This window comes from Chitinophaga fulva, from assembly GCF_012927205.1.
Classification (GTDB): Bacteria; Bacteroidota; Bacteroidia; order Chitinophagales; family Chitinophagaceae; genus Chitinophaga; species Chitinophaga fulva.
The window spans coordinates 585124-598769 of record NZ_JABBGC010000003.1; the positions used below are offsets into that span (position 1 = coordinate 585124).

The window sequence follows — 13646 nt, forward strand, 5'->3', positions numbered from 1 at the left end:
CAGGGCTTCGGCCCTGGTACCAAAGATTACCGGGGCCCCGGTGCGGGACAGTATTGGGTGAAACGTCCACGTTTTATGATTGCTTCATGTATAAAATCCACGAGTAAAAAAATATGAAATTCTTTGCCACGCGCATTCCCACAGCTGTGAAAAAACAGCCGGCCAGGCCGTTGTGGGCCGTACTGACCTTTGCACTACTGCTGGCAGGTACAGCCGGCTTTGCACAGAAAGTAACTGTCTCCCTGAAAAATGTACCGCTGGAGAAAGTGTTTTCGACACTGAAACAGCAAACAGGTTATTCTTTCATCTGGCGCGGTGAATCTGCTGCGTCCTATAAAAGCGTATCGCTGGAATGTAAGGACGCACCACTGGAACAAGTGCTGAAATCATTCCTCGACGGGCTATCCCTTACCTATCAGATCACAGACAAGATTGTGGTGGTGACACGCAAAGAAAGCAGTCCACCACCCGACAACCAGGCCCAGGCCGCCCGGCTGCCTGTATCAGGAAAAATTACGGACGATAAAGGTCAACCGCTGCCGGGTGTCAGTGTCCGGGTCAAGGGCACCGCTACCGGCGTCACCACTGATGCGCAGGGAAACTACACATTGTCTGTACCGGGGCACAATAGCGTACTGCTCTGCACCTCCGTCGGCTTTGAGTCGAAAGAGGTGGCGGTCAACGGCCAGCAGACACTGTACATTGTGCTGCAACAAAAAAGCAATTCCCTGAATGACCTGGTAGTGGTGGGATACGGCACCCAGCAGAAAAAGAACCTGACATCGTCCGTTTCTTCCATTAAAGGCAGCGAACTGACCGGCGTGGCCGTTACCAACCTGGATGCCGCCCTGCAGGGAAAAGCACCCGGTGTACAGGTAGTACAGAATTCAGGCGCTCCCGGCGATGAAACGTATATCCGTATCCGTGGTAACGGCTCCCTCTTCGGAGAAAACCGTCCGCTATACATCATAGACGGTGTGCCCATGAGCAACCTGCCCGCCGCACAATACGGCGTTTCCGGCGACGGGCAACGGATTACGGCCACCAACAACATCAATCCCAACGACATCCAATCGGTGGAAATACTGAAAGATGCGGCCGCCACAGCCATCTATGGCTCCAGAGGCGCTAACGGCGTTATCCTCATCACCACTAAAAGAGGCGCCGAAGGCAAGTCGCGTTTCAACTTCAGCATGTACACCGGCGTTTCTGATGTACCCAAAAGATTACCACTACTAAACGGCGATCAGTTCGTGGACCTGTTCAACGAATCCCGCACCAATGCCGGTCTTCCTTTAGACCCGGCCATCGTAAAAACCGGCCGGAATACTGACTGGCAGAACGCTATTTTCCGTTCAGCCCCGGTATCCAATTATAACCTGTCTATCTCCGGCGGTACGCCCCGTACCTCCCATTACGTGTCTGTCGGTTATCTCGACCAGACCGGCACCATCGTAGGCGTGCAGCATTTCAAACGGGTCAATGGCCGCGTGAACTTCGATTTTATGGCCACCGACAAAATAAAAATCGGTGTGAACCTCACCGGTGTGCATTCCACCAACAACCGTATGGACAACAGTTTCTCCGGACAGTCCGTCCTGGCGCTGGCGCTGATAGAGAATCCCAATGATCCGATCTATAACTCCAACGGCACCTTTTATACAGACCCTAACCGCCGCTGGACCAATCCCGTGATGATTGCCCACTCCCTGCGGTTCCAATCCGGCGTAGACAGCTACATCGGCAACCTGTATGGTGAATACACCATTATCCCCGGACTGAAATTCAGGACCAGCTTCGGTTTCGACAATCAGCAGGTGACCGACGACCGCTATCAGTCCAAACTGGTCAACAATCAATCACCTGCCACCGGCTTCGTATCAGTGTTCTCCCAGTTCCTTTGGGTAAATGAAAACACTCTCTCGTATACGCCTACACTCCGTGGCAAACACAAACTCACCGCCCTGCTTGGACAGAGTGCGCAGGAAGCCAATGTGCGCCGCATCGGTGTTTCCGGCAATACCAATTCCACCGATATCATTGAAGCCGTCACCGGCTTCACCAATCTTTTCTCTCCACTGGACTATCGCTCCAAATGGGGGCTGGTAAGTTATTTCGGCCGTGTGAGCTATAACTATGATGACCGTTACCTGCTGGAAGGCGTACTGCGCACAGACGGGTCTTCCCGGTTTGGCGCCAACAAAAAATATGGCTTCTTCCCCTCCATCTCCGCTGCATGGCGCATCATCAATGAGCAGTTCATGAAAGACCAGCGTTTCTTCAGCGACCTGAAACTGCGCGGCAGTGTAGGCGTTACCGGTAACAACGAAGGACTTGGCAGTGACTTCCCCTCACTGGCCACCTATTCTACCGGCTACAACTACGGCTCCTCCGCAGGCATTGCGCCCACCTCCCTCTCCAACCGCGACCTTAGCTGGGAAGCTACCACCGCCACCAACCTGGCGCTGGACATGAGTTTCCTCGATAGCCGCATTAATGTTACCGTAGAAGCTTACCGGAAAATCACCAACCGGCTGATCTTTAAACTGGAACTTCCCTATACCTCCGGATTTAACCGTACCAACGGCGCCAACATCGGGCAACTGATGAACAAAGGCCTCGAGATAGGCATCAACACAGAAAATATCCGTGGTAAATTCACCTGGAACACCAACTTCAACCTCTATTTCAACCGTAATAAAATTACCAGTCTGCCTGAAACCGTGGCCGGCGATCCTTCCAGCTCCGACTTCACAGAAAGTTTGCCTGGCTCCTTCTATACCAGTCAGCCTACCAGCATTTTCCGTGTAGGCGAGCCCGTTGGCTCTTTCTTCGGCTACCGCAACAAAGGCGTAGATCCCGCCACCGGCAACATGATTTATGACGACATCAATAAAGACGGCAGGATTACCGCTGCCGACCGGGTTATCCTCGGCAACGCGCTCCCGGACTTCACCGGCGGCCTTACCAACACGTTCAGTTATAAAGGCGTAGACCTCAGCTTTTTCTTCTACTGGTCTTACGGCAACAAAGTATATAACCAGACCCGCAGCATGCTGGAGCGCATGAGCAACTACAATAACGGTGACGCCAAAACGCTGAACCGCTGGACACCCACCAACACGCAAACGGATGTGCCCAAGGCCATCTTTAATGATCCTGTAACGCCGGGCAGTCTCACCAACGGCGAGGTGTCGCAGCGTTTCGTGGAAGACGGCTCCTTCATCCGCATGAAGAATATCACCATCGGCTATACGTTCCCCACCGCTTTACTGAAGCGTGTACGTATCAGCAGTGCGCGGGTATATGTGAGCGGCCAGAATCTCTTCCTGATCACCAACTATTCCGGGTATGATCCCGAGTCACAGAACCAGTCCGTCAAAAACTCACAGCTGGGCATCGACTGGGCCGTGCAGCCACAGCCCCGCACTTTTATGGCCGGATTAAACCTGAATTTCTAAAGCAGCAGACATGAAAAAAACAGGACTCATTTTAATCGCTATAGCTTTCGCCGCCTGCACCAAAGTACTGGACCAGGTGCCGGAATACACCATTGCGGAGGACAACTTCTGGCAAACCGCCAACGATGCGGAGAGCGCCGCCGTAGGTATCTATCCCGCTGTGCAGCAACTATCGCAGCAGTTCCCCGTGGCTTTTGACGCAGCTTCCGATGCCACCACGGCGTTGCTGATCAACTATGCACCTTTCAGTCAACATGGCATACCGGTAGACAATCCTATTGTAGCTGCCTACTGGCAGAACAACTATACCGGTATCGGCCGGGCCAACGATCTGCTGAAAAACCTGCCAGGCATGAAAGACAGCCTCTTTACCGGCAACCGTAAACAGGAGCTGCTGGGAGAAGCCCGTCTCCTTCGGGCCTACTTTTATTTTAACCTGGTTAAAGCTTATGGCGCGGTACCGCTGGTAACACAGCCCTACAATTCCTTTAACGCAGATTTTACCATAGAGCGTTCTCCCGTAGACGTTATCTTTCAACAGATCATTGCAGATCTCACTATCGCCGAGTCATCGCTTCCGAGCAGCTTTGCCACTGGCGCCGACACCCGTGGGCGGGCCACACAGGGTACCGCCAAAGCCTTGCTGGCCAAAGCTTATCTCAGCATGAAGAAATATGACTCCGCCGCCACCAAAGCACAGGATGTGATCAACAGCCCGGTGTATGCGCTGGTGAGCGGTAGCACTGCCTACAGTAATATGTTTACCGTTAGTGGTAAAAACAGTACAGAATCTATCTTTGAGATACAGTATGTCAGCTCTTCCGCACAGGCCAATGGGCTGTATAGTTTTTACATGCCCGTTACCGGTATCCCTGCCGGTCAACAGACAGGCAGTTACCAGATATCACCCACCAACAAGATCATCAATGCGTATGCCGCCGGCGATATCCGCAGAAGTGCCTGCCTTGGCGTTTCCACGGGTACCACGCCGGTGAATTATGTCAGCAAGTACGTACGGCTGACCAATGGTACGGAGCCGAACCTCATTGCGTTGCGGCTGGCAGATATTATCCTGGTGAGAGCCGAAGCGCTGGACAAGCTGGGTAAACATGCCGAAGCTGTAGACATGCTCAATATAATCCGTCGCCGTGCCTTCGGCCAGCCTGCCACCGCTCCTTCTGCCTATGATTTCCCTACTGCCGGCGAAACGGATGCCGATCTGACCATCGCTATCGAAAACGAACGGTTCAAGGAGCTGGCCTTTGAAGGCCATCGTTTCTATGACCTGGCACGTACCGGTCGCGCTACCGCCGTACTGGGCATCAGCGCTGACCAAACGTTATGGCCTATCCCACTGCGGGAGCTGGGCCGTAATCCCCGGCTGACACAAAACCATGGTTACTAACATTGTCTCTTTTCACCCTCAAACTCCATAGTATATGAAAAAAACATTTACCGTATTATCAGGCCTGCTGCTCGCCTATGCCAGCAGCCAGGGCCAGTATATCACCACCTGGATGGGCAACAATTTCTCTGATGTCAACAAACATGTGGGCAACTGTGCCCGCTCCATGTGGGTGTCTCCTCAGGGAGTGATATACGCCGCTTCCGGCTGGGACGAAAAAGGCCGTAACATTGGTATCTACCAGAACGGCACCACCCTGGGTTCCATGGGCGGCAATAAAGAATCGCAGGGCTGCGCCATCGGTGGCGATGCCACGTATATCTTCACCACACAGGAAACGCCCAACAACGGCAAGGTGGGACGTTACAATCGCGCCACTAAAACGCGTGACCTGTTGATTACCGTTAATACCGGCACCGGAGACGCAGTAACCGGCATCGTTGTGTCCTATGGGCGTGTATACGTGAGCGATATCGTCAACAACCTGATCAAAGTGTACACCACCGGCGGCGTAGCGATAAGGCAATGGCCGGCCGCTACACCGGGTGCGCTGGCCATCGACAGCAGCGGCCACCTGTGGGTAGCGCAGCTCAACAGTGGCACCGTGGCCAGCTTTGACACCACTGGTGTTACCGGTCCTGTTATCACACTGGGCGCCAGCGCGCGGCCTTCGGCCCTGTATGCCGATAGTGCCCGCGGCCAACTGCTGATTGGCGATCAGGGGCCGGACATGCAGATCAAGATTTATGGCAACCTAACGGGAACGCCTACACAGTCCGGTACCTTCGGCGTACAGGGTGGTTACCTGGACCAGTCCACCGCCATCCGTGGCACCGTGGGCGACAAACGTTTCACCCGCGTGGTAGGCATCGGTCGTGATGCAGCGGACAATCTCTATGTGCTCAACAATCCATGGGGAGGTACCTGGGACCTGGGCCGTAACGGCGCTACCGATATCCACTGTTACAACAGCGCCGGTAGCCTTCAATGGATGTTGCAGGCGCTCAATTTTGAAGGCAATGCCTCCGCCGATGCCGGCAGCGACGGCACCTACTTCTACAGCGGCAACATCCTCTATTCCTATACCGGTACCGATGGTGGCACTTATGTAGCCAATACCGTAGATCCCTACCGCTATCCTCAGGATGCCCGCATACAAATGACAGACCATGGCAGAGGCGAGCACTTTGGGCATTTCGCCAATGTGAACGGCCATAAAATACTCATCGCCAACAACCAGAACGCTGATGTATTTTACCGATATTACTTTAACGAGTCCACTGACGGCTATATCGCCATACCATTAGACACCATCAGCCAGGTGCGCAACGGCTTCTGTCTTGACTCCATAGGCGATGTATGGATATCACAGGATAAAACCAATGCCATTCAACATTATCCGCTGACTGGTTTCGCAGCCAATGGCAAACCCATTTATGGCCCCGTGATATCCACGCCCACACCGGCTTCCATCGCACGGCTGAACCGTATTGAATATGTTCCCGCCAGTGACATGATGGTGCTGGCCGGCGGTAATGCTGACTGGACGCTGATCGGCAACAGGATAGAAGTATACCGCGGGTGGAAAACCGGTAACCGCACGCCCAACCTGGTGATTACGTTAAGCCGTGCACAGGCCAAATCCATGTCGGCCGCCGGCAACTATCTTTTTGTGGGATACTATGCCATTCCTGACATCGATGTATTTGACCTGAGCACCGGTGCTTTGGTGCTGACGATGAACACCAGCAACCCTGCCGTGTACGTGGGCAACGACGTGGATTCACAGTATGGCATCAAAGCGTATCATCGTACCACCGGGGAATATCTTATCACCAAAGATGATTACAACGCCAATAAAATAGTGCTGTACCGCTGGACACCGGCGCCGCCTCCTCCCACGACAGACAGCACCGCCGCCACTTCAGCCATGCTTACCCGTAATGCCAACGCCGCCTTCAGGGTGTTTCCCAACCCGGTGGACAAAACACTGTACATCGACCTGAAACAAACCGCGTCAAAAGGGTTTAAGCTCGACATCTTTGATTTCTCCGGTAAAACTGTAAAAACCATACAGGCCGCCAGCGCTGGCGCCATCACCGCCGACGTGGCCAACCTGATGCCCGGCTCCTATGTGTTACGCATCACCGATGCCAGTAGCAAGGTTATAGGGCAACAGAAATTCATCAAGCTATAAAAAGAAAAAAGGAATGAAATATTTATGGATACTCGGGCTGTTGATCAGCAGCGGGTATAACGGTATGGCACAAATGAAAGCGCCTGCCGACTGGGTCCACTACGAGCAGGTGCTGGGCGTACAAAACAATCAACGGCACTACGACTACGACGTGAGCGTTGTCCGTGCCTCCTGCCCTACTAATGTATTGTGGCCCGGCGAACAACCTTCGTACACCCTGCAGGTGGTGAACCGGCTCAACGAGCCGTTGGTAGCCACCGGCAGCATTGAACTGATTCCTTACGGCACCCGTGGCCTTCCCGGCGACATATGGCTGCCGGAGATGGTCCGCCAGGGAGAAGTGACCACGGTTCCCGTGAAAGTGAATATCTCCGCCGGCGGATACGTGAACATAGAACATTTACCCAGCATACCCGCCCGCTTTGGCGGGTATGCCCTGGTGATGGACCTCGGGCGATATGGGCGTCGTATGATCACCAGCCTGGTGCGCACCTTCGCCGCCAATCCGCAACGGTTGCAATATCCCAAACAATCGCTCGACGATATGGGCGCCGGTTTCCTGCAACGTATAGGCGTGCAGGCTATCCGGATGGGCGTGGACTATACGCCTACTACCGCGCCCGACTATACGCAGAAAATGCAGGAGCTGGACGCCAAAATAAAAGAGTACCAGTCCAAAAACATCACCGTATTGCTGATGTTTGGCGCCGGCACTGCACCGCTGCCGCTTGGCATGCCGCGCTCCTTCCTAGATTCCAACCATGTAATGAAAAAGACCAAGCAGGACTTCGTCTGGGCCCCCGCTACCGACGCAGATTTCCAGTTGTTCGTCAACCGTCTTTGTGTGCAGTATGGCTGGCCGAAAGGGCCGGTTACAGCGGTATCGCTGTGGAACGAGCCCTGGGAGGGCGCTTCCATCTCCGGATGGCAGTCAGACATTCTGCGTTACCGTGAGATATATAGCGTGATGGCACAAGCCGTACTGGACGCGCGGAAGAAAGGCGCCGATATATTAGTAGGCGGCGGCGACTCCAACTCCAACGCGTGGGACAAGCTCTTTGCCGATGGTAAAATGACGTTCCTGCCTATTTTCGATTTCTGCTCTATCCACTATCAGGGTATTGAAACACCGGCCCTTTATCCGGAGTGGGTTAACCGCCAATCGCCCAGAGGCCGCGTTAAAATCTGGGATACCGAAAGCTGGGTAGGCAATACTGATGATCGTATAGGCCTTACCGTAGCCACCAACCGCTCCTCCGGCTATGACCGTTCCATGGGCATTTACGCCGGTTACATGTACACCGGCGGCCGCGGCAGCGAGCACTTCACACAGAAAGTACGCACGCCGGAAGGCATCAAAGAAATCACCCGCATACCTGACACCTGGTCACAGGCGGCCGCGTTAGGCGCAGTACAGCACCTGGTAGGAGAACGCAATTTCAACCGGCTGCTATTCACGAATGGCCTGCCCTGGATCATGGTATTTGACGGACAAGGCAATCCCGATGACGGCACCGCTGTCGTGTCCGGCGATATCGGCGAAGCTTTTGGCCCGGAAAGAGTGTTGTTCCGTGGCGTCAGAGGCTTGCCGGAAATGGCCGGCAAAGAACAAATAAGAGCGGCCCTGGCTGCCGGCAGTCCCAAAGCCGACAGCCTGCAACAGGAGCTGCAGCAATACCATCCGCTTAGCGGCGGCCGTATGTTGCTGCCCGCAGCCTCCTACATACGGCTATACGATTTTTACGGCAATCAACTATTTGCAAAGAACGGCCATCTGACGGTACCGCTTAACAGCCAGGGTTATTACCTGCGCACCGATGGTTCCAAAGGCGCATTCGCCAAACTGCTGGCAGCCTTGAAAACCGCGCGCATAGAAGGTTATGAGCCCGTAGAGATTATTGCCAAAGATATGACCGCCCGCATCTCACAATCACCGGTGATGCGATTGCAACTGACCAACATCCTCAACCGGCCGGTAAAAGGACATCTCTCCGTAGCCTTGCAGGGACTGCGCGTGGCTGCACCGGACACCGTAATGCTTGCACCGCATGAAACACGCACCGTCCCTGTACAGATCACCGGGGGCGCAGCCGCCGCCAACAACACCTATCCCCTCTCCGTGCATTTCGATGCCGGTACAGACGGGATGGCCACACACTATGAAGATATGCATGTGAATGTGATCTCCCGGTTGAACATCCGTGTAGACGGCCGGCTGGATGACTGGCAGCAGGCATTGCCGCAAACCGTCAGCAGCAAAGGCGCTGCCACCGTAAGCGTGACAGAAGCCGCCTGGTATCCGTTCAAAAATTTCGACACTAACGCCAACGGCTATGCCAACGGGTACTTTGCCTACGACGACCAGTATTTTTATTTCGCCGCCAAAGTAGCCGACAGCACACCTCATCCCGGAACATACCGTTTTGCGCAACGGCCGGATGACGAGTTCTTTTATCCCGATACCGCCTATGTGCTGGACATGCAGCAGTCGCTCATCATCAAAGAAAACAGTGTACCAGCCACCGATGCAGGCGCTTTACAACTGCCTGACAGCGATGGCCGTATTATGCATTATTGGGAAAGCAGCGACAATACCAACTCCTTCGGGCTGGACCTCCATCTGCCTAAAGCCACGCAGGTAGCGCTGTACCTGCCATCGCTGCGGGTATCTTCCGCCAGGCTGGAAGTGTATGATAACACCACCGGCAAAAACCTGTTCCGCCGTACCCTCACCAATCTCTGGGGCGGCGCCTGGGAAGTGCTGCGCCTCGAAGGCGATGTGCGCATTGTGCTGCACAGCAACGCGTGGTGGTATACCGCCAAACTGGCCGCGCTGATGTTTGACCAACCATCATCCGACAGTGTTTTTGTGAAAGAGGATTTTGACACCCGCGGCAACTGGAAAGGCGTGTATGGCACATGGGGGCATCACATCGTGGGATCAGCCGCGCGTTTACCCGCCGGCGTTACCATCACACCAGCGTTTAAGGAGATAAAAGAGCCGTTGATATGGCCGGCAGGCGTGCGGCACTACACCTATCAGAAGAATCCTGTAACGCCCGACAACTCAGGGCTTGGGTATTCGTATGACAATGTATTGCTGGCATTCAATGTTCTTCCTGAAGGGAAAGACGGTATGCTGGCCAATCCGCCAGGCACCATGCCGCGTTACACCGGCTACAAATGCACCGACTACGAATATGCGTTCAACCCAGTGGCAGCGCAATATGGCGGTGGCACCGAGATGTGGCGGCTGCTGGTACCGGGGCTTAACCGGAAACATTTCTTCCCGAGGCAGCCCAAATCTGAAAAAGAAGGAGCTGTTACCAACGGTAAACTGGCCATCCGCCGTGAAGGCAATACCGTGATCACCGAATGCGCCATTCCCTGGAGCGAGATACCCGACGTGAAAGCCGCTATGGACAAAGGAGAGCGGATAAAGCTTTCTTTCCGCGTAAATGACAATGGCGCTCCCGGCAGTTGCATGGAGTTGGCCAAAGAACGGAGCGTGTCCAAGCTCAATGCCCGTGCATTTCACCCCGACTGGAAAGTGCACTGGGCCAATGAAGTAGAGTTTGGCGTAGAAAAATAACTCAATCTTTTGCGAACCGTATAATCATATCCGTTACCTGGAAGCTGCTGCGGGCAGGCTTTTTCTCTCCAGGCACCACCAGTCTGAAAGGCCCTTTCCCGGCGGGCAGCGGTTGTCCGCCGGATTCATCCGCCAATATCACTACCCTGTCCGTGAAACTGCTGTCCAGTTCCGCCAACGAGAACAACACCTCATAACCATCAGCACACCGTACCAACAGGTATTTGCTGAGGTTCTCGCCTCTTAACGCTTTACCGGTAGTAACGCCTGCCTGTTCCAGGATTTCCTGAACAGGCACGCCGGTATAGGCGTGATCGTTACCATCGCGGTCTTTCAGGGAAACGGTGGTACGCTTCATCTGGCGCAGGTTTTCAGGATAGAGCGTCAGCGGACGGGTTACTTCTCCGGATACTTTCACCGCCGGTTTTTGTTGGGCCATGGCAGTCATTCCGGTGAGCAACAGCAGTCCTAAAAAACAGTTTCTTATCATCGACTTAATTATTATTAAAAGGATTGGAAAAGCGCGGATCAGTGACAAAGGCTGAATCCGTGAGCATATGCAGAAAAGCCAGCAGGTCATTTTTCTCCTGCTTAGTGAGGAGCAGCGGCTGCTGTAAAAAAGGGCTCAGTGTTTCATTATGGATAACGTGTTCGCTGTAATGATCGATCACACTTTCCAGGTCCGGGAAACGGCCATCATGCATATACGGCGCGGTGAGCGCGATATTACACAGCGCGGCCACCCTGAAACGGCCTTTATCATATGCCTGTCCGGTGATCTGCTGCCGGCCGGCATCAGCAGGAAGGCTGTCCAGCCCATTGTTATGAAACAGGTCACTATACGTTTTAGGACCGCCGTGACAATGCGCACAACCAGCCCCGCGCGTACCGCGCACCGGATCTGTGTTCGCATAGAACAGGGTGATGCCGTTGCTTTCAGATACAGACGGTTGGTATTTTCCCTGTAAATACTGATCATAGCGGGAGTTAGCTGAAATGAGCGTGCGTTCAAACTGTGCCAGCGCTTTCACAATGCGATCACCCGTAATACTGTCGGACCCAAAGGCGCGACGGAACAGTGCCCGGTAGCGCGGCAGCTTTTGCAGTTTAGCGGCGGATACTACCAATGACTGTCCCATTTCATGAAGAGCAGTGAGCGGCGTTACGGCCTGCTCTTCCAGGCTGCCGGCACGGCCGTCCCAGAATAATTGCCGCACCCACAGCAGGTTGGCCAGTGACATCGTATTGCGGGGTTGCAGCACACCATCGGCACCGGCACTGAAACGTTTACCATCGGTAAATGCCTTTGCCTGCTGGTGGCAGGTAGCGCAACTCATCTGATCAGTAGAAGACAGCGCCTTTTCGTAAAACAATCGCCGGCCAAGTGCTATCCCATCTTCCGTAACCGGGTTACCGGCAGGCAAAAACACCCGGTTACCAAAATAGTCCGGCCACGACAGGGTCACCGGCGCAGGTACCCGCCCGGCAGGCATCTGCGCGGTCATGATGACCATCAACAGCAGCAGTCCTGGTAATATCATTTTACGGGACAACACTTTTTTTGACGGTAAATATAACAGAAAGCGGTCAACGTTCCCCTAAAGCGTAACTTCGGGAAAAAATAACATGCTCCCTGTGGAATGTATGTCCAACCAACGTACCTTGCAGGGCATTTTATCCATTATTTCAGAAACCATATTGTTGTTATCATGAAAAAGGCAATTCTGTTACTCAGTATCTGCGCCATAGCAGGCACTACGCAGGCCCAGTTATTTGACCGTATCAAAAATAAAGTACAGCAGAAAGTCAATGAGAAGATCGACAAAACCATTGACGACGCCACTGCTCCCAAAAAGAAAGGTGACCAGGGCACTACCAACTCCGGCAACACCCCCACTACCGGAGAAAGTGATAACACCGCCCCTGCAGCCAATAACAGCGGTCCTGCTAACACGGACATCAAGTCTTATTCCCGGTTTGATTTTGTACCGGGAGAAAAAATCATCATGCACGAGAATTTCGCGCAGGACGCCGTGGGTGAATTCCCCGGGCAGTGGAACACCCGTTCCGGCGCAGAGATCGTGACGGTGAGCAACCGCCCCGGTAAATGGCTGGCCATCAAACAGGATGGTATCTTTTACCCCGAATACCTGACCAGCAATCTGCCGGACAACTTCACCCTGCAGGTGGACGTCATGGCCAGCAATGGCGTTGCGGGCATCGGTCTGCTGACCATCAGCGTGCTTAAAGCCGCCAGCACCGAAGAAAAATTTGACCTGGGCAATGACAATCATATTATGGCGCCTTCCTTTAAGGTGAGCCTGGCGCCCAAGTCATCCGGCGAGGGCCTCCTCCGCTATTCTTCCAATGTGATCGGCAACAATACCATCAATGGGCTGCCGGTATTCAACGTGCCTAAGAAAAATTACGTGCGGGTGTCCCTCTGGCGTCAGAAACAACGGGTACGCGTATACCTCGACAGTACCAAAATACTGGATCTGCCGCGTGCACTGGATGCCGGCGCCATCCTCAATACCCTGGCATTTGCAGCGTATGCCCCCGACTACGAAAAACAGGATGGTACTTTTTACATCAGTAACATCACCCTGGCAGTAGGCGCTCCCGACACCCGTAACAAACTGATAACCGAAGGCAAATTCATCTCCCATGGTATCCTGTTCGACACCAACAGCGATCAGATCAAACCGGAGTCTTATGGCGCGCTGAAAGATATCGCCAATGTGCTCTCCGAAAATGCGGCCGTTAAAGTAAAAATCGTTGGCCATACCGATGCAGACGGCAACGACAAACTGAACCTGGACTTGTCCAAACGCCGTGCTGACGCCGTGAAAGCAGCCCTCGGCAAAGATTTCGGCATCGATGTGGCCCGCCTTGAAACAGATGGTAAAGGTAAAAACCAGCCTATCGATAATAACAACACCGAAATAGGCAAGGCCAACAACCGCAGAGTGGAATTCATCAAATTATAAA

Annotated in this window: 7 protein-coding genes; 5 read left to right on the forward strand and 2 right to left on the reverse strand. The window is 53.7% G+C overall.

Annotation, left to right across the window (positions count from 1 at the left end; all coding sequences use genetic code 11):
- The first annotated feature begins 113 nt into the window (after window positions 1-113).
- From HHL17_RS25615 to HHL17_RS25630, 4 genes are read left to right on the forward strand one after another with little or no spacing between them, the layout of a single operon-like run.
- Complete coding sequence (locus tag HHL17_RS25615; protein WP_169227691.1) at window positions 114-3461, forward strand: TonB-dependent receptor; 3348 nt, start codon at window positions 114-116, stop codon at window positions 3459-3461.
- 10 nt (window positions 3462-3471) lie between these two features.
- Window positions 3472-4866: a RagB/SusD family nutrient uptake outer membrane protein gene (locus tag HHL17_RS25620; protein WP_169227692.1), complete on the forward strand. Its 1395-nt coding sequence runs from the start codon at window positions 3472-3474 to the stop codon at window positions 4864-4866.
- Between the two features lie 34 nt (window positions 4867-4900).
- Window positions 4901-7063, forward strand: a complete 2163-nt coding sequence (locus HHL17_RS25625; protein WP_169227693.1) for a T9SS type A sorting domain-containing protein — start codon at window positions 4901-4903, stop codon at window positions 7061-7063.
- A 13-nt stretch (window positions 7064-7076) separates the two neighbouring features.
- Window positions 7077-10655, forward strand: coding sequence for a DOMON domain-containing protein (locus HHL17_RS25630; protein ID WP_169227694.1), 3579 nt, complete (start codon window positions 7077-7079; stop codon window positions 10653-10655).
- A gap of 1 nt (window position 10656) precedes the next feature.
- Here the strand turns inward: HHL17_RS25630 and HHL17_RS25635 are convergent, their stop codons facing one another.
- Window positions 10657-11145 carry a molybdopterin-dependent oxidoreductase gene (locus tag HHL17_RS25635; protein ID WP_169227695.1) on the reverse strand — a complete coding sequence of 163 codons (489 nt, stop codon included), beginning with the start codon at window positions 11143-11145 and terminating at the stop codon, window positions 10657-10659.
- 4 nt (window positions 11146-11149) lie between these two features.
- Window positions 11150-12196 carry a cytochrome-c peroxidase gene (locus tag HHL17_RS25640; RefSeq protein WP_169227696.1) on the reverse strand — a complete coding sequence of 349 codons (1047 nt, stop codon included), beginning with the start codon at window positions 12194-12196 and terminating at the stop codon, window positions 11150-11152.
- A 168-nt stretch (window positions 12197-12364) separates the two neighbouring features.
- Between HHL17_RS25640 and HHL17_RS25645 the strand changes: the two genes are divergently transcribed.
- On the forward strand, window positions 12365-13645 hold the full coding sequence (locus HHL17_RS25645; RefSeq protein ID WP_169227697.1) for an OmpA family protein: 1281 nt from the start codon (window positions 12365-12367) through the stop codon (window positions 13643-13645).
- Window position 13646 lies beyond the last annotated feature (1 nt).

Bases quoted from the DNA above. Each gene is read 5' to 3' on its own strand.
- HHL17_RS25615 (WP_169227691.1), top strand. From the start codon at position 114: ATGAAATTCTTTGCCACGCGCATTCCCACAGCTGTGAAAAAACAGCCG.
- HHL17_RS25635 (WP_169227695.1), bottom strand. From the start codon at position 11,145: ATGATAAGAAACTGTTTTTTAGGACTGCTGTTGCTCACCGGAATGACT.
- HHL17_RS25645 (WP_169227697.1), top strand. From the start codon at position 12,365: ATGAAAAAGGCAATTCTGTTACTCAGTATCTGCGCCATAGCAGGCACT.
- HHL17_RS25630 (WP_169227694.1), top strand. From the start codon at position 7,077: ATGAAATATTTATGGATACTCGGGCTGTTGATCAGCAGCGGGTATAAC.
- HHL17_RS25625 (WP_169227693.1), top strand. From the start codon at position 4,901: ATGAAAAAAACATTTACCGTATTATCAGGCCTGCTGCTCGCCTATGCC.
- HHL17_RS25640 (WP_169227696.1), bottom strand. From the start codon at position 12,196: ATGATATTACCAGGACTGCTGCTGTTGATGGTCATCATGACCGCGCAG.
- HHL17_RS25620 (WP_169227692.1), top strand. From the start codon at position 3,472: ATGAAAAAAACAGGACTCATTTTAATCGCTATAGCTTTCGCCGCCTGC.